Source organism: Paenibacillus sp. P46E (assembly GCF_001909095.1).
Classification (GTDB): Bacteria; Bacillota; Bacilli; order Paenibacillales; family Paenibacillaceae; genus Paenibacillus_AQ; species Paenibacillus_AQ helianthi.
In genome coordinates, this window is sequence record NZ_LVYZ01000003.1 from 96,742 (window position 1) to 112,927 (window position 16,186).

At 51.0% G+C, this 16,186-nt stretch carries 16 protein-coding genes and 1 riboswitch; of the genes, 3 read left to right on the plus strand and 13 right to left on the minus strand.

Features of this window, described 5'->3' with window-relative positions; genetic code table 11:
• Positions 1–128: 128 nt before the first annotated feature.
• The gene (locus A3849_RS03095) at positions 129–488 is read right to left on the minus strand and encodes a HesB/IscA family protein (protein WP_074110132.1); all 360 of its coding nucleotides are present in this window, start codon (positions 486–488) and stop codon (positions 129–131) included.
• 340 nt (positions 489–828) lie between these two features.
• Here A3849_RS03095 and mqnE point away from each other — a divergent pair, with 340 nt between their 5' ends.
• Positions 829–1,935: an aminofutalosine synthase MqnE gene (mqnE, locus tag A3849_RS03100; protein ID WP_074110133.1), complete on the plus strand. Its 1,107-nt coding sequence runs from the start codon at positions 829–831 to the stop codon at positions 1,933–1,935.
• Positions 1,936–2,006: 71 nt separating this feature from the next.
• A complete protein-coding gene (locus A3849_RS03105) occupies positions 2,007–3,068 on the plus strand; it encodes an NAD(P)/FAD-dependent oxidoreductase (protein ID WP_074110134.1) in 1,062 nt (353 codons plus the stop codon).
• 11 nt (positions 3,069–3,079) lie between these two features.
• Here the strand turns inward: A3849_RS03105 and A3849_RS03110 are convergent, their stop codons facing one another.
• Positions 3,080–3,334 (minus strand): YuzB family protein, encoded by a 255-nt coding sequence (locus A3849_RS03110; RefSeq protein WP_074083836.1) that lies wholly within the window; start codon positions 3,332–3,334, stop codon positions 3,080–3,082.
• A gap of 82 nt (positions 3,335–3,416) precedes the next feature.
• Here A3849_RS03110 and A3849_RS03115 point away from each other — a divergent pair, with 82 nt between their 5' ends.
• Positions 3,417–3,665 (plus strand): NifU family protein, encoded by a 249-nt coding sequence (locus tag A3849_RS03115; RefSeq protein WP_042217301.1) that lies wholly within the window; start codon positions 3,417–3,419, stop codon positions 3,663–3,665.
• A 214-nt stretch (positions 3,666–3,879) separates the two neighbouring features.
• On the opposite strand, the gene A3849_RS03120 is transcribed toward A3849_RS03115, so the two are convergent.
• The 11 genes from A3849_RS03120 to A3849_RS03170 all read right to left on the minus strand — a co-directional run bounded on the left by A3849_RS03120 (position 3,880) and on the right by A3849_RS03170 (position 16,160).
• Positions 3,880–4,758, minus strand: coding sequence for a MetQ/NlpA family ABC transporter substrate-binding protein (locus A3849_RS03120; protein ID WP_074110135.1), 879 nt, complete (start codon positions 4,756–4,758; stop codon positions 3,880–3,882).
• Between the two features lie 59 nt (positions 4,759–4,817).
• On the minus strand, positions 4,818–5,486 hold the full coding sequence (locus A3849_RS03125; RefSeq protein ID WP_074110136.1) for a methionine ABC transporter permease: 669 nt from the start codon (positions 5,484–5,486) through the stop codon (positions 4,818–4,820).
• Positions 5,486–6,502, minus strand: a complete 1,017-nt coding sequence (locus A3849_RS03130; RefSeq protein ID WP_074110137.1) for a methionine ABC transporter ATP-binding protein — start codon at positions 6,500–6,502, stop codon at positions 5,486–5,488. Before A3849_RS03130 ends, A3849_RS03125 begins: the two co-directional genes overlap by 1 nt.
• 98 nt (positions 6,503–6,600) lie before the next feature.
• Positions 6,601–6,743: riboswitch (SAM riboswitch) on the minus strand.
• 75 nt (positions 6,744–6,818) lie between these two features.
• Complete coding sequence (locus A3849_RS03135; protein WP_074110138.1) at positions 6,819–7,580, minus strand: Cthe_2314 family HEPN domain-containing protein; 762 nt, start codon at positions 7,578–7,580, stop codon at positions 6,819–6,821.
• A gap of 12 nt (positions 7,581–7,592) precedes the next feature.
• Positions 7,593–9,362: a UbiD family decarboxylase gene (locus A3849_RS03140; RefSeq protein ID WP_074110139.1), complete on the minus strand. Its 1,770-nt coding sequence runs from the start codon at positions 9,360–9,362 to the stop codon at positions 7,593–7,595.
• A gap of 55 nt (positions 9,363–9,417) precedes the next feature.
• Positions 9,418–10,344, minus strand: a complete 927-nt coding sequence (locus A3849_RS03145; protein WP_143191718.1) for a COX15/CtaA family protein — start codon at positions 10,342–10,344, stop codon at positions 9,418–9,420.
• A 221-nt stretch (positions 10,345–10,565) separates the two neighbouring features.
• Positions 10,566–10,910, minus strand: a complete 345-nt coding sequence (locus A3849_RS03150; RefSeq protein WP_074110141.1) for a thioredoxin family protein — start codon at positions 10,908–10,910, stop codon at positions 10,566–10,568.
• 117 nt (positions 10,911–11,027) lie between these two features.
• Positions 11,028–12,656 (minus strand): putative polysaccharide biosynthesis protein, encoded by a 1,629-nt coding sequence (locus A3849_RS03155; protein ID WP_074110142.1) that lies wholly within the window; start codon positions 12,654–12,656, stop codon positions 11,028–11,030.
• A gap of 27 nt (positions 12,657–12,683) precedes the next feature.
• Positions 12,684–13,169, minus strand: a complete 486-nt coding sequence (locus A3849_RS03160) for a DUF456 domain-containing protein (protein ID WP_074110143.1) — start codon at positions 13,167–13,169, stop codon at positions 12,684–12,686.
• 26 nt (positions 13,170–13,195) lie between these two features.
• On the minus strand, positions 13,196–13,936 hold the full coding sequence (locus tag A3849_RS03165; protein WP_074110144.1) for a Cof-type HAD-IIB family hydrolase: 741 nt from the start codon (positions 13,934–13,936) through the stop codon (positions 13,196–13,198).
• 100 nt (positions 13,937–14,036) lie between these two features.
• Positions 14,037–16,160: a peptidoglycan D,D-transpeptidase FtsI family protein gene (locus A3849_RS03170; RefSeq protein ID WP_074110145.1), complete on the minus strand. Its 2,124-nt coding sequence runs from the start codon at positions 16,158–16,160 to the stop codon at positions 14,037–14,039.
• Positions 16,161–16,186 lie beyond the last annotated feature (26 nt).

Below are 16,186 nucleotides of genomic sequence, written 5' to 3' on the forward strand. Positions count from 1 at the left end.
TGCATGGAAGCCAGCTCAACAGCAGTTAGGACGACTCAGTCGTAGTTCAGCGCAGTTCAGCCTCAGCTAACACAGTTCATCCGCAGCACAACACGGCTTAGCCGCAGGTAGCGTTGCTCCACCACAGTTTAGCACGGCTCAGCCGCAGGCTTGCCCGCATCGTCCTTCGTCCGGAACGACGAACCGCAACCGCAGGTGGCGGTGGCGTTAGGGTTATTGATGGTGAAGCCGCCGGTCATGCCGGATTCCTCAAAGTCGATCTCGAGGCCATTCAGGTAACGGATATCGTCTTTGCTCACGACAACCTTCATACCCTGAACATCCAGGTATACGTCTTGATCACTCTCGTTATCGTCGAAGCCCATGGCGTAGGAGAAGCCGCTGCAGCCGCCCTCAGTAACACCAAGCCGAAGGAACATATTCGGAATTTCTTGTTCAGCCAGCATAGTCTTGAGTTGTCCTGCAGCTGATTCACTGATTGTAATCATGGTCTCTAACCTCCCGAATAAATATTCTGTATTCAATGGCCGATCCGGCCAAAAGTCATTTTTTATATAAAATTAAGTATACTCCACTATCCCCCTGCCCTCAAGTCCAAACTGAACCTGCCGTTTATATCTGTAGCCTGACTATCCCATCTCTTCTCAGCGGTTGCCCGCTCCCCTGTGAGAGGTTTATAATAGGTACAGCGGTATGCGTAAAATTCGGAAAATTGTCACGCAGGCAGCTGACATCGCAGCTTTTTGTAATGGACGGCCACTCCCTAAGTTTGTTTTGGGAATTATTCTGCGATGCATTTGCCTCGCCATAACCTTCAGGAGGAATCATATGTCTACTCTTATAACACCCCACACAGACGCCAGAATGGCGAACATCATCGAGAAGGTTCGCGGCGGAGAAAGATTAAATTTGGAAGATGGCGTTTATTTATATGAAAGCAATGATTTACTCACCATCGGCCAGTTGGCAAATGAAGTCAATCAGCGCAAGAACGGCAACAAGGTATATTTTATCGAAAACATGAGCCTGTATTTCACCAATGTCTGCGAAGCACACTGCGCATTCTGCAATTTCCGCAAAGATGACGGTGAAGAAGGCGCTTATACCCTTTCCGGTCAGGAAATGGTGCAATATGTCGAACAGCATATCCACCCCGGGGTACGTGAGTTCCATATTGTCGGCGGCCATAATGATAAGGTACCTTTTCAATATTATGTGGATTCGCTTAAGGCCTTGAATGAAGCGTTCCCGCAGGTGACTCTGAAGGCCTACACAGCGGCGGAGATCGATTTCTTCACCCGAATCAGCGGACTCAGTATCCGTGAGGTGCTGGAGGAACTGCGTGCAGCCGGACTTCAGTCGCTTACAGGCGGTGGAGCAGAAATTCTCTCTGACCAATACCGCAAAAAAATGCGAGTCAACAAAGCCAATGTAGAGGAATACCTGGAGGTTCACCGGACGGCACACAAGCTCGGCATGAAGACCCATACCACGATGCTGTACGGATCGATCGAGTCTCATGAGGACCGCGTGCGGCATATGCTGCAAATCCGCGATCTTCAGGATGAAACGAACGGCTTCATGGTATTCATTCCCCTGTCGATGCAGCCCAAGAACAAGAACGCCGGAATCATGCGCCGTAACTCGGCCTACGAGGACCTCAAAACGATTGCGATCAGCCGTCTAATGCTGGATAATTTCGACCATATTAAAGCTTATTTCATCAATATCGGGGCACAGCTTACCCAGGTTGCCCTGAGCTTTGGCGCCTCTGACGTGCATGGCACGATTCTGAAGGAACGGATCAGCCACGCGGCTGGTGCCTTGACTCCAGAGGGACTGACCCGCGAAGAGCTGATCTGGCTGGTGAAGGGCGCCGGTAAGATTCCGGTAGAACGGGATACCTTCTACAACGAGATTAAGGTATACGAATAACTGCAAGCCGGAATTCATCCGATAACAGCTGGGATGGCCATTACTTGAGCCATATTCGAAAGGAAGATGTCATGAGAACAGTACTCGTCTTGGGCGGCGGCTACGGCGGCCTTGCCCTCATTCAAGAATTACTCGACAACCATCTCCCCCATGATGTGGAAATTGTTTTGATTGACCGGATGCCTTACCAGGGAATCAAGACGGAATACTATGCACTGGCTGCGGGCACCGTCACGGATTACCATCTGCGCATCCAGTTCCCGGTTCACCCCCGTCTTACGGTTCGTTACGGAGAAGTGGGCTCCATTGATCTGGAGAGCCGCGTGATATTTCTGAAGACAGGGGAACCGTTTTCTTACGACATTTTGGCCATTGCACTCGGCTGTACGGATAATTATCATCATATTCCAGGAGCAGAACAGCATACCTGCAGCATCCAGAGCTTCTCCGGGACACGTGAGACCTACCGCCGTCTGAATGATGTGAAGCCATACGGAACCGTTAACATTGTAGGTGGCGGACTTAGCGGAGTGGAGATTGCTGCTGAGCTTAGGGAGAGTCGTCCGGATCTGAACATCGCCATTCTGGACCGGGGAGAACGTGTGCTGTCCTCCTTTCCCGCCAAGCTGTCGCAGTATGTAGAGGAATGGTTCAGTGAGCATCACGTGGAGACCCTGGGCCAAATTTCTGTATCCCATGTTGAAAAGGATGCCATCTTCAATGGCACCCAGGCTATTCCCGGAGATGTGACCGTATGGACCGCAGGCATTCAGCCGGTACAGGTCGTGCAGGAGTTAGAGCTGCCGAAGGACCGGGGCGGACGGATTGTTGTGGGTCAGTATTATAATGTGGCTGATTATCCGGAGGTTTATGTGATTGGGGACTGTGCAAGTCTTCCCTTTGCGCCCAGTGCACAGGCGGCAGGAGCACAAGGCGAACAGGTGGCACAGATTATTCAAGCGCTATGGCGCGATGAAACACCGAAGCTGCACAAAATCAAGCTGAAGGGCACCCTTGGCTCTCTGGGCAAGAATGCCGGCTTTGGCCTGATGGGCCGCCGCTCTGTGATGGGACGGGTTCCCCGCCTGCTGAAAAGCGGTGTGCTCTGGATGTCCAAGCGGCATTTCGGCTAAATAAACCGGGATTAGTCAATTTCAAGATTGTCCCAGGCTTCCTGTTCCTTAATGGCTGCCTCAATAGCTTCTTCAAGCGCTTCAGGAGTTTCGGCTTCAATAATTTCACCGTCAAGCATGGCAAAGGGCTGCAGATAGCATTGCCCGCAATTGTTCAGACAGCCGTATTCGATGACATCATATTCGGGATTTAGTTCTAGCTTGCGCTTCAGCGGTTCTGTGCCATGACCGATATTGCTGGCACAAAATTCAATAAGTGGTCGCATGATGTTCTCCTTATTCTGTGTGAACCATTTTATTTTTTAACTTTTTGTACTATAATAAGCATACGAAAGGAGTGATTGAGAAATGAGTGAGAATGTACAAAGCGCCACCATGTATGATGAAGTACTGGAAGTGCTCGATAAACTTCGTCCGTTCCTGCAGCGCGATGGCGGTGACGTCGAACTGATTGATGTCGAAGACGGCATTGTGAAGTTGAAACTTATGGGTGCCTGCGGCAGTTGCCCAAGCTCCACGATCACGCTTAAAGCCGGGATCGAACGCGCCCTCCTTGAAGAAGTAGAAGGCGTGGAAGAAGTTATTCAAGTATTCTAATCCCGTATCATAACGATCCCGGCCTTCCGATGAAGAAGGCCGGGATTTTTTTTATTATAGTGGATTTCACATGTCGTATCAACTTTCAGGGAGCTGGACGGGTATTGGTATCTTAGCAGGACGCTATTAGTAAAGACCAGAGGCTGCCGGACAGCCACTTATGGCTCCCCTGCAATCTCTGGTCTAATTTCAGCTCTCCAGTTGTGGGTCCCTCTTAGAATGCAGGGATGATCGAACCTTGGTATTCCTTTTCAATAAAGGCTTTGGCTTCCGGTGAAGTCAGTGCTGCAGCCAGCTTCTGAATAGCATCAGAGTCCTTGTTGTCAGGACGGGCGACCAGCAGGTTGGCATAAGGAGAATCTGCTCCTTCGATAAACAATGCGTCTTTGGTTGGAACAAGGCCTGCCTCCAGCGCATAGTTGGTGTTGATTAGGGCCAGATCTACTTCATCCAGCTGGCGGGGCAGCATAGCGGCTTCCAATTCCACGATTTTCAGGTTCTTTTTGTTCTCGGTGATATCAGCTGTAGTGGAAGCGATATTGGTATCGTCCTTCAAGGTGATCAGGCCATTTTTGGCCATCAGGATCAAGGCGCGTCCACCGTTGGTGGCATCGTTCGGAATCGCTACTTTTGCGCCGTCAGCCAGCTCATCGATCGATTTGATTTTTTTGGAGTAGGCACCAAAGGGTTCAACGTGAACTGCCGTAACGGATACCAGATCCGTGCCGTTCTTTTGGTTCTGGTCATCCAGGTAAGGCTTGTGCTGGAAAAAGTTGGCGTCCAGTTCTTTCTCGGCCAGCTGTGTATTAGGCAGGATATAGTCCGTGAATTCTTTGATTTCCAGCTTGATGCCTTGCTTTTCAAGAAGCGGGGCAATTGCCTTAAGAATTTCCGCATGCGGTTTCGGGGATGCGCCAATCACCAGTGTTACCGGTTCAGCAGACGGCTCAGTTGACGGCTCTGTGGATGCATTCGCAGCCGGGGCGTTCGTAGCCGCAGAGTTCGCTGCATTATTGGTATTATTGTTGTTGCCGCAGGCTGCCAGCACCACAACCAAGGTCAAGCTGAAGAATGTGAGCAGTACTTTTTTCATCTGTAAATCCCCCTCTATTGTGTATGTGTGTATGAATAAGGCTTGTATATGGAAGTACCTTATTTCCGGGTAAAATGTTGAACCAGCCGGTCACCGGCCATTTGCAGCAGCTGCACGAGAATCACCATTAGCGCTACCGAGATTATCATGACTTCCTTCTCATAGCGGTAATAGCCGTAACGGATAGCCAGGTCACCCAGACCTCCGCCGCCGATCATCCCCGACATCGCTGTGTATGAAACTAATGTAACGATGGTAATGGTCACTCCGGCCAGCAGACCTGGACGGGCTTCCGGCAAAAGCACGCGCCAGACGATTTGGCCGGTAGTGGCTCCCATCCCTTGCGCCGCTTCGATCACGCCCCGGTCTACCTCGCGTAGAGCCGTTTCGACCAGCCGGGCAAAAAACGGAGCTGCACCGATCACCAGCGCCGGAATCGTTCCGAGTACGCCTATCGAAGTTCCCATGATGCTTTTGCTCAAAGGAATCAAGGCGACCATCAAGATAATGAAAGGCACGGAACGCAGGATATTCACCACAAAGGATAATACCGAGTAAACCAACCTGATAAAGTAGTTATTCGATCTTCCCCATAAATATAACACAATTCCGAGTGGTAAACCAAGAATAATTGTAAAAATTCCGGAATAAGCCAACATTCGTAGTGTAGCTATGCCCGCATCCAGCATTTCTTCCCAGTTAATCTCGTTAAAGTTCAAATTCCCCATTAGCCGAACACCTCCACATCAAGACCTTGCGCTGTCAGTTCAGCAAGAGTTGCCTCAACCGCTTCCATGCTGCCTTCAAAGCGCACCAGAAGCTGGCCGTAAGGTACATCCTTGATCGTTGATATCGTTCCCTGAAGAATGGCAAAGTCCACACCGGTTCTCCGAACCACATGGGAGAGCGTAGATTCATATGTTTTTTGTCCAAGGAATGTGATTTTGACGGATGTACTGTACTGTCCATGTACTGCGTCCAGCGCTACACGAAGCGGACCCTCATGCTGATGTTCACTTCGGATAAAGTCCTTCGTCACTTCATGCTGCGGCTTCAGGAATACCCTGGCTACCTCGCCTTGCTCGACTATTCCCCCGCCATGTATCACTGCAACCCGGTCGCAAATACTCTGAATGACATGCATTTCATGGGTAATCAGCACGATGGTCAGATGAAACTTCCGGTTAATGTCCAGCAGCAGCCGCAGGATCGAATCGGTTGTCTGCGGGTCCAGTGCCGAGGTAGCTTCATCGCAGAGCAGTACATCAGGGTCGCTGGCCAGAGCCCTCGCGACGCCAACCCGCTGCTTTTGCCCCCCGGAGAGCTGGGCCGGGTATTTACGGCTGTGCTCTTCAAGACCTACAAGCACAAGCAGTTCCTTAACTTTCTGTTCAATCTGTGCCTTGGGTGTCCCCGACAGCCGCAGCGGAAATGCAATGTTATCGTACACCGTCGCGGAAGACAGCAGATTAAAATGCTGAAAGATCATGCCGATCTTGCGCCGGCGTTCCTGGAGCTGTCCTTGACTGAGTGAGGTCAGTTCCACTCCGTCCACCCATACTTCGCCTTCCGTCGGGCGCTCCAGCAGGTTGATGCAGCGGATCAGTGTACTTTTACCGGCACCCGAGTGGCCGATGACACCAAAAATCTCCCCTTTTTGAATCGACAGGTTCAGTCCGGAGAGCGCCGTCGCAGCTTTGCTGCCTTTTCCGTATACCTTGGTCAAACCTTTTAGCTCTATCAAACCCGTTGTCCTCCCCAAGTAACCCATATGAAAACCAAAAAGACCTCTTACGATCGATTGCAGATCGCAAGAGGCCCTGTGATTGTATTAACCATGCCTTCTCATCTGCCAACGACCGCAAACCACGCGGCATTGTAGGAATTAGCACCATGACATTTGAAGAGAGCGACAAGTATCGCTTCACCTACAAATCGGTTGCCGGGCTTCATCGGGCCTATCCCTCCGCCGCTCTCGATAAGAGTTTATTATGAAATTAGTTCCCGCAACATGTAAGCTGCTAATGTAAGCTCAAGTATAGTAAGTTTAAGTTTCTTTGTCAAAGGGAACTTTTTACTGAGGAAGAAGGCCAGGGCTTTATATTGGCGGCGATTTTGCTCTTATGCCACTGCTCATTGCTGTACCTGAATGCTGCTGCCAAAGTCTTACATACCATTTCAAGGCCCTGCTTCAAATCCTCCAAATGGCTGTCCAGATCCTCCAGATGAATTTTGTCATGAAGTCCCTGATGCCGTTGCCATAGGTCATCCTGCATTTCAGCATTCATGTAATGGATCTCTGCGTTACGGCGCTTGCGCAGATTCTCCAGCGGCTCCCGGTAGGAATGCTTAATTTCCTCCAGTTCATTAGAAAGTTCTGTGTGTTGCTTAAGTAACTGAAACTGGCGGAGCACCGTAAAATAGGAGAAATGGGCTTTGACCTTGCTGGTGTTCAGATCATACAGACTGTTGAGCACCGTACCCAGCTTGTCGAGCAGTGAAAATACACGAATGAAGCCATCTTTGTAAAAATAAACATATCTCGCATATTCGCCTTGCTCCATAGGGGACATATCATCCATGTAACCCGCTACAACGGATTTGCGGAAAAAGGCAGCCGCGAACCAGCTTTGCTCCAGCTCATCCAGCGAAGAGATTAGGCCGCGCGTCCAGATTTCAAGCTTGCGGTATTCGTGGTTACGGTCTTCATGCAGATTCATGTCCTTGCGCAGCATGGATGCGAGCCTGGCCATATTGTCCATGGCTTCAGCCAGCATACCGCTGTTCTCGCGGGGCGGCTCTCCGAGTAATATCCGCAGCATCCTGTACCCTCCTCAGTGTGGGAAATAGCTTTTCCAGTTGCGGTCAACCCGCTGAACAATATCCTCGCGTGGAATTAGCTCCTCCGGATACTCCCGTTTCATTCTGGCATCGATCACAAGGGGAAGCTTATAGCCGATATGATGGCGTTTGATCTCACATTCGGCGTATATATCACTGGCCGGATCGAACCTTGTGAACACTGTCCACAGAAAAGAGGTTTGAGTCCGTACTGTATCTTCGGCGCTATCCACCACTATCACGAGCGGCCAGTCCGTTTCCCGGGCTCGCAGGACACCGGCTAGCCGGGACGCAAGTTCAGGATCTTCTTCATAGGATGCACCGGAAACGGCTAAACATCCCCGGCAGTAAGGAATTGCCTGTGTGACACCTGGAATTAGTCCTTCTGTGTATGCATAAGGAAGCTCACGCACCGGACTTCCCACTCCTACCATTATAGCCTTGCTGCTATTGTTCAATGGATTCACCGGAGGCCCTTGCTCATCCTGGGAGACATTGCCGTATACCATGAGGTCCGAGGCTGGATTGAAGCGCTCCAGTACGTTCTCCAGCAGTCCCTGGAAATCGGTCAGCTCGACCGGTTCATCAGTCAGCAGCAGAAATTTGGTCAGGGACAGCTGGCCTTCTCCCAGAATTCGGTAGGCTGATGCCATCGCTTCGTTAGGGTAGCTCTCTCTCACGACAGCAGACACCAGGGAATGCGGACCGCATTCCGAGTACTCCCACAGTGCTTTGACAGAAGGCATGAGCAGAGGATACACCGGAGCCAGCAGCCGCTGAATATACTCCCTGAGGTAGTAATCTTCCTGGCGCGGCTTGCCTACGATAGTTGCCGGGTAGATGGCATCCTTCCGGTGCCAAATCCGCTGAACGTGCATGACCGGGAAATCGCGGGGGTTGGAGTAATAACCATAACGATCACCGAATGGCCCGTCCATATGACGCTCCTGCGGCGTAACCAGTCCGCGAATGGCAAATTCCGCTTCAGCGGGAATCCGGTGTCCGCCCATCGGGTCTTTGACCATCTGCAGCTTTCCGCCCAGTACCAGAGAGGCTAGCATCAGTTCGGGTATCCGTTCCTGTACTGGAGCCGCTGCTGCGGCAATCAATGCCGGAGGCCCGCCTAAAAAAACGGAAACCGGAAGGGTCTCTCCGAGCAGTTCCGCCTCCCGGTGATGGAAGCTGCCCCCTTTATGCTTTTGCCAATGCACTCCCGCCTTGCTGTCATCATACATTTGAATCCGGTATATCCCAAGGTTATGGTCATTCGGCTGAGTGATGCTCTCCGTATAAACAATGGGCAGAAGGATTGATGGACCTCCTTCCTTCTGCCAGCTTGTGATACGGGGCAGCTCCTTAAGGGGATCCGTACTACGGCAAACGCCAAGCACCGGGGCTTCTCCCTGCGGTACATTCCGGGTTCCTACCTTAAGCAGGTCCATGAGCAGCTTTTTTTCCTTCCATATCCCGGACGCTGTTGGCGGCAGCAGTGTTTCGGCGGCTCTCACCATCGTCTTCATCAGCTGCTCCGGACGCGTTCCGAATGCCTGATTGGCCCGGCGGACCGTTCCGAAGAGATTGGTTGCCACCGGAAACGGTGTTCCGGTTACATTCGTAAAGAGCAAAGCCGGCCCTTCCTCTTGTACGACACGCCGATGTATCTCTGCAAGCTCCAAATAAGGATCCACCGGAGCATCAATCACGGCAATATCCTTGTCCCGGCGGAGCTGTTCAATCCATTGACGCAAATTCCCGTATCCCACTATATCGTTCCTCCTCAAACAAGGCGCTATCCCGTAAAAGTTTGATGAGCGTAGACTATTTATTCGCTCTTTCCAGCTGCCATACACGCACACTCATGTAGCACAGAACACCGAAGAGTCCGGCAATGAGGAGAATATGCGCCAGTGCGGCAAAAATGTACAGCCGTTCATTATATAGGGTATGGACAACAGCAGCACCGCTGAATACCTGAAGCAGACACAGCACAACAGCAGCACTACCAAGTGCCCTCAGCTCAGGCAGTGTTTTATGTTTCCAGAAGGCTAAATGTCCCAGGCAAGCGATCAGGAGAAACAGCAATGCTGCAGCAACCCTATGCGTGAACACAATGCCCACACCACCAGACAGCTCCGGTATCCATTCCCCGTTACAGAGCGGCCACCCGGAGCAGCCTCCCTGGGAATCCGTATGGCTGACATAGGCCCCAATATAAACCACTATATAAGAATATAACGCAGCCGCCCATGTTAAGTTGCGGAAGCCTTTGCTGACACGCGGTCCCGGAGGAGGCGGATTATCCCCCAGCGCATGCCGCCTTTTCGACCCGAGCGCAAGCATCAGCGAGCTGGCAAAAGCGATCAGGGAGAAGCCCATATGCAGTGCCATCACCGCAGCCGACTGCGATTTAATCACCGCAAGCGCTCCCATTCCTCCCTGCACCACCACAAATACAAGCGTCAGCAGCGCGTATACCAGGAGATCTCTCCGTTTACGCGCATAACGCCAAAAGGCCAGCATTGAGACAAGGGACATCAGGCCAGCCAGCCCGCTGAATAAACGATGGGTGTATTCGATCAGAGAACCTAGCGTATAGGCAGGAATCAGCTTTCCGTGACAAAGCGGCCATTCATTGCCGCATTCCAGTCCAGAACCGGTTTTGGTAACTACCGCACCACCAAGAAGCGCCAAAAACATGATTAGACAAGTGATGTAGCTGAGCCATTTCAGTTGATTCATCGTCAATGAGATCACCCGCAATTTTATAGGAATGATTGGGATAAGTGCCTGTTGAACAGCTATGTAGCGATTTAATCAAGTGGAAAAGGCTTCGCCGTCCTTTTAAGGGACGGAATCCGTTTCAGCGAGAAATAGAAGGATGATTTATAGCGTGAAACCTATAAATCCTTATATTTTTAGAAAAAACACCGCTTCTGCTCGGGTAGGGCGAAAGCGGTGCATCGTTATTACTTGTGTATAGTCAGATAAACTTCAAGCGCCCTGTCCAGAAAGCTCTCAATCTCTTCACGGGACTTACGCAGCTTGTTGACAAACCTCACTAGCTCGCGTCCATCCGTATATGCAACAAAGCTGGGGATCCCGAGAATATTTTGTTCTTGGCTGACATCGCCTACAGCGTCAACATCCACTTCAACCAGCGTGAGACGATCCGTGTATTTCTGTTCCACTTCGGGCATGAACGGGTCAATGAACTTGCAGTCCGAGCACCAATCGGCTTTGAAGACAGCTACGGTCAGACGGGGCGATTGAATCGACACCTGAAATTCCGCAGGGGAAGTAATTTTATCCATGAACTGAACAGTCCCTTCTTAAGTTAAGAGTAAGCGTCTGTTATATGTTCTTTAAGTGAAGCAAATTGTACGGAATAAGTCAAATAAAAAAGACAGAATAAGACAATTATCATAGAATTATTGTTCAGAACGGATACGTTCGGGCTGCAGCTTCATGAGCGGACCCAGCACCTTCTGCAGCGGCCGCGGATAACCGGCGATTTCCTGACGGCTCAGCACCCCCAGAACAATAAGCAGTACCAGATAGATGACAACTACAGCTACACCTACAACAAGACAGGTAATCAAGAAAGCCACCCGGGCAGGCATCATATGGGTAAGAATTAGACCTGCTTCATTCAGTCCGTAACCGATCCCGCCTGAGGCCAACACAGCAACCGCGAACCCGCCCCAGCGTTTGCCAAGGATCTCAAAAGGTATGATGGACTTGAGCATTCTCAGGTTAAGCAGCGTAATCACAATGAAGCACAGAGCCGTTGCTGCAATAATGCCGTAAATGCCAAAAAAGCGGCTGAGAATAAAGTTTGAGCCAAACTTGACGAGCAGGCCGGCCAGCACATAGTACATGGAGATCCGCGCTTTTCCCATTCCGAGCAGAATGGAGTTGGTCGTCATCATGGTAATCTGGAAAATCGTCCCCAGTGTCAGCATCGCCACAATGCCACTGCCGTCCAGGCTGCTGAACAGCAATCCATTCACAGAATATGCAGCTACCACGAGCGAGAGGACAATCGGTGTTCCTGTCAGAATTGAAATCCGCAGCGCCAGCGTCACTTGCCGCTTCAAATGCACTTCGTCGCGCCTTGCATAGGCGGCGGAAATGATTGGAATCAGCGAAGTGCTGAGCGCAATCGACAATACTGGCGGAATTCCGGCTACACTCTGTGCACGGCTTCCATAGATCCCCAAGGCCTGAGTAGCCTCCTTCAACCCGATTTGACCGCTAAGCAGCGGAACGATGAGCGAGGTATCCATAAAGTTCACAACCGGAACTGTAACGGAAGAGAGCACAATCGGTATAGACAGCTTGAAAATGTCCTTGTAAATCTTCAGCAGCGGAATCCGGGCTTCGCTTGAATCATACAAAGCCTTTTGCTCCTCGCTATGGCGGAGCTTCCTTGCATAATACAGCATCACGCCAAACGCCCCGATGCTGCCAAGCACACTGCCGAATGAAGCGCCCGCGGCCATCCATGTATTGCTGTAGCCCTGACGCAGCAGAATAAACGCAAGCAGAATTGCCGTCGATACCCGGGCAACCTGCTCAATAATCTGCGAGATGCCCCCGGCCATCATATTATTGCGCCCCTGGAAATAACCGCGCATCATCGCAATCATCGGAAAGAGCAGCAGCGCCGGTGCTATCGCCCGGATCGCAAGCGTACTCTCGGGAACCTTGGTATACTCCGCATAATACGGAGCCGCTATGTACAGGACTGTACTCATCAGCACACCGACAACTGCGGCAAAAATAAGCGCCGCACGGTATACCTGCTGCGCCTCATGCGGCCTGTTTAGCGCATAACGCTCAGACACCATTTTGCTGAGCGTACTTGGAATGCCGGCTGTTGCCAGCGGCAGAAGCATCAGGTACACATTGTTCGCCTGAGTAAATGATGCATTCCCGATATCATTGAATAAATGCTCCAGCGGCACCCGCTGGGCCAGACCCAGCACGCGGGCCACGAGCGCAGCCGCGGCCAGAATAAGCGTGCCTTTGACAAATGACTCTTTCTTGGTGGACAAACTGTTTCGCCTTCTTCGCTGTTAAAATTAATACCGGCCAATCCAGATAAAGAAGAGGACGACCATGGCAATTTGCAGTATGATTTTGACTACTGTGCTGCTGAACAGGCCAAGCAATGAACCGAAGCTGACCTTCACGGCCTTGCCCGGATTTGAACCGGCAATCAGTTCACCGGCAAATGCGCCGACAAACGGACCGATCAGCAGGCCAAACGCCGGAATAAGGAACGGACCCAGGATGAGGCCGATCGTGCTGCCGATGACCGAGGCGCGGGAGCCGCCGAATTTTTTGACTCCCCAGGCCCCGACCACATAATCCGCTACAAACAACACTACCACGATCAGCGTCTGAATAATCCAGGACCCCGCACCAAACGGATCGAAGGAAAAGAACCAGCCGTATACGAAAAAGGCCAGATAAATCGCCAGCGCGCCAGGCAGTATCGGATACACCGCTCCGGCCAGGCCTACGGCGAATAAAGCAATAATCAAAACCCATCCCAGAATCGCCAATTCCTTCAACTCCTAAAATGTTTGATTCAAATCAAAATATACTTCTCAATCACTTCTGCAATCCCGTCGTTGTTATTCGTGGCGACCACGGCGTCCGCCTCCTGTTTCACTACTTCTTGCGCGTTGCCCATCGCTACACCAAAGCCGGACTGCTGGATGGCTGCCAGATCGTTCAGACTGTCTCCTACTGCGACCACCTGGGACATCTCTATGCCCAGCAGCTTGCAGACCTCCCGAATGCCGGAAGCCTTGTTCACGCCAAGCGGATTAATCTCCAGATTGTGCGGGGTGGAATTCGTAATTTCGAGGCCGCCCAAATCCTGAAGCTGCATCAGCAGCTTATGGCGGATCTCGTCGTCTTCCGTAGAATAACCGAACTTGAGCCATTCCCGGCCTTCAATATCTCCATCCCAATTGTCGCGGTTGTAGACCTCGTCCACCGAATATGCCCAGAACCAGATTCCGTATTCTTCGGCGATTTCATGCATTTTTTTGACCAGCATCATGTCCATCAGGGAACGGCGGTACAGCTCATGAGGTGCACGCCACACTTCACTGCCGTTCACCATAATCATCGGAGTATCAAGTCCAAGCTGCTCTGCGTAAGGCATTGCGCTCCGTGACGAGCGTCCGGTGGACAAGCAGACATGAACACCTGCATCCATTGCTTTTTTAATCCATTCCACCGTTTTCGGGGTAATCTGTTGTTCATCATTCAGCAGGGTTCCATCCATATCCAATGCCAGCAGGCGGTATTTGGCAATCATTTGCCACCCCTCCATTCTTGTATGCTCTCTGGTGTCAGAGAGCTGTATATTTTTGGATCTAGCCATTCCGTCGTTGCATTCTGTTGTTCAGTTTATAGTATCAGTTGTTTGTTGCCGGAGTATTTTCGCCTGACGTATTCGGAACGCCACTAGCCGCAGCATTTTCAGTTTTTAAGCTTTTCTTAGGCACGCCATCAAGGCCATATTCCCAATCATAAGCATCGAAAATTTTACGGGCGACCGGTGCGGCGCTGTTGGAGCCAAATCCGCCTTCAGGAATGACCACTGCTACAGCCAGCTTGGGCTTATCCCGCGGAGCAAAGGCAATGAAGACACCGTTATCGCGCAATTCTCCCTTGGCCTGCTGCTGGGATGTCCCTGTCTTGCGGGCAAAGTCATACGGGAAATCATTAAAGGCAGTCACTTCACTGCTCATCCCTTTTTTGATTTCTCTCCAAAAGGAATCGTCAAACGTGGTGACTTTATCCAGCTCCTCCCGGCCAAAGGTCTTGATCACCTTGCCGTTGGAATCCGTGATTTTGCTGACCAGCTGCGGTTTGATCCGGATGCCTTCATTGGCAAGGGTGGAAGCGTACTGCGCAAGCTGCAGCGTAGTGTAGCTTCCCTGCTGTCCGAAGGAGGCATAGACCAGAGCCGCCTGGGCACTTCCCGCCGCCTCGGTATTCGTATAGTTGATTTGTCCCAGAAACTCTCTGGGAAGGCCGCTTTGTGTGGATACGCCGAGGCCGAATTCCTTCATATACTTGTCCCAAACCTCAATGCCCTTGGTTCCACCATACTTATCCCACAGCTTCTTGCCGACCATATCGACCATGAATACGTTAGAGGATTTCGTGATCGCTTTGGCCGGGTCCATGGGACCGTATACGTGGCCGGAAGCGTTTCTAACCTTGGTTTCATGCCCTTCCTTACCGAAAGAGGTACTGCCTGTATCGATGTAGGTAGAGCTGGTACTGAAAAACCCTTCATTCAGGCCTATGAGTACGCTTAGCGGCTTGATGGTTGAACCCATCAGCAGTACCGAACGGAGTCCGTTACCTGAAACGCCCGAAGAAATCGGATTGATGGTTCCGTTCTGATAATTATCGATGATGCGGTTCCAGACATCGGTAGGCAATGATCCCGAAGTCCATACATTGGTATCATAGTCGGGCATGCTAGCCATAGCGACAATATTACCAGTATCCACTTCCATGGCTACCGCATAACCGGTGATCGCATTAGGATGTGTTTTGCCCTGCACGGCATGGGAATGCAGCCAGCTAATCTGCTCGGTAATGGCTTCTTGGGTCTTCAACTGAATATTCTTGTTGATGGTCGTCCACAGGTCATTCCCTTTCACTGGCGGAACGACCTTTTCGACCTTTTCGGCCATATTCTGCGGATTGACTGAGATGACCTGATAACCGTTCTTCCCGCGCAGCTCTCTTTGATACTGCAGCTCCAGCCCATCGAATCCGACAAATTCATCATCCTTGTAGGTCAGACCCGGATCGGCATCCAACTGTTTCATCGCATTTTGAATATTTTTGTAAATATCCAGGCTGCTTGAGGACTTGAAAGGCTTGATGTAGCCGATAGTCTGTACCGCGACCGTATCCTTATCATAGTGGCGGTTGCTCTCTTCGACTACTTCCAGGCCCGGATACTCTGCCTTATGCTCCATGAAATAAGCTACCTCCTCGGAGGTAAGGCCCGCCTTAATCCGCCGTGCCATGAAGCCGGAATATTTCTTGAAATTGAGATCGAGGGAATTGATGACATCGTTAACCGTCAGTTTTTCCCCTTTAGGGTCGCCATACTTATTAAAAGACTCTACCAGCTTGTTAGCCAGCGCATAAGCATTCGCCCGGGCCTCCGGGGTGAACGAAGTAACTCCTGTTTCCTTGTCCGTAAATTTAGCTGTATACTCTTTCGTTAGCGTAATATAGAGCGACTGGACAGACGTAGAATAAGCGATTTCCTCTCCACCGGAGGCACGGATCGATCCCCTTATGGCTGCGAGCGGCACATTTTTGGTATCACGGCTGGTTTCTACCTCCGTTAAGGTAGGGCCTTCCACGAATTGAACAACGGCAAGACGGATGATAATGACACAGAAAATAATAAACGTGCTGAAGAAAAACACGTTGAGCCGCAGGCCAAGCGAGCTCTTGCTGTCCTTCTCGTCTTGGGGAGAGGCCTGCTTACGGAAAACACTCACAGTTTTTCACTCCTCTACATCTTAAA

Coding starts and splice junctions, on each gene's coding strand:
- A3849_RS03095 (WP_074110132.1), bottom strand. CDS start 488: ATGATTACAATCAGTGAATCAGCTGCAGGACAACTCAAGACTATGCTG.
- mqnE (WP_074110133.1), top strand. CDS start 829: ATGTCTACTCTTATAACACCCCACACAGACGCCAGAATGGCGAACATC.
- A3849_RS03105 (WP_074110134.1), top strand. CDS start 2,007: ATGAGAACAGTACTCGTCTTGGGCGGCGGCTACGGCGGCCTTGCCCTC.
- A3849_RS03110 (WP_074083836.1), bottom strand. CDS start 3,334: ATGCGACCACTTATTGAATTTTGTGCCAGCAATATCGGTCATGGCACA.
- A3849_RS03115 (WP_042217301.1), top strand. CDS start 3,417: ATGAGTGAGAATGTACAAAGCGCCACCATGTATGATGAAGTACTGGAA.
- A3849_RS03120 (WP_074110135.1), bottom strand. CDS start 4,758: ATGAAAAAAGTACTGCTCACATTCTTCAGCTTGACCTTGGTTGTGGTG.
- A3849_RS03125 (WP_074110136.1), bottom strand. CDS start 5,486: ATGGGGAATTTGAACTTTAACGAGATTAACTGGGAAGAAATGCTGGAT.
- A3849_RS03135 (WP_074110138.1), bottom strand. CDS start 7,580: ATGCTGCGGATATTACTCGGAGAGCCGCCCCGCGAGAACAGCGGTATG.
- A3849_RS03150 (WP_074110141.1), bottom strand. CDS start 10,910: ATGGATAAAATTACTTCCCCTGCGGAATTTCAGGTGTCGATTCAATCG.
- A3849_RS03165 (WP_074110144.1), bottom strand. CDS start 13,936: ATGATTGCCAAATACCGCCTGCTGGCATTGGATATGGATGGAACCCTG.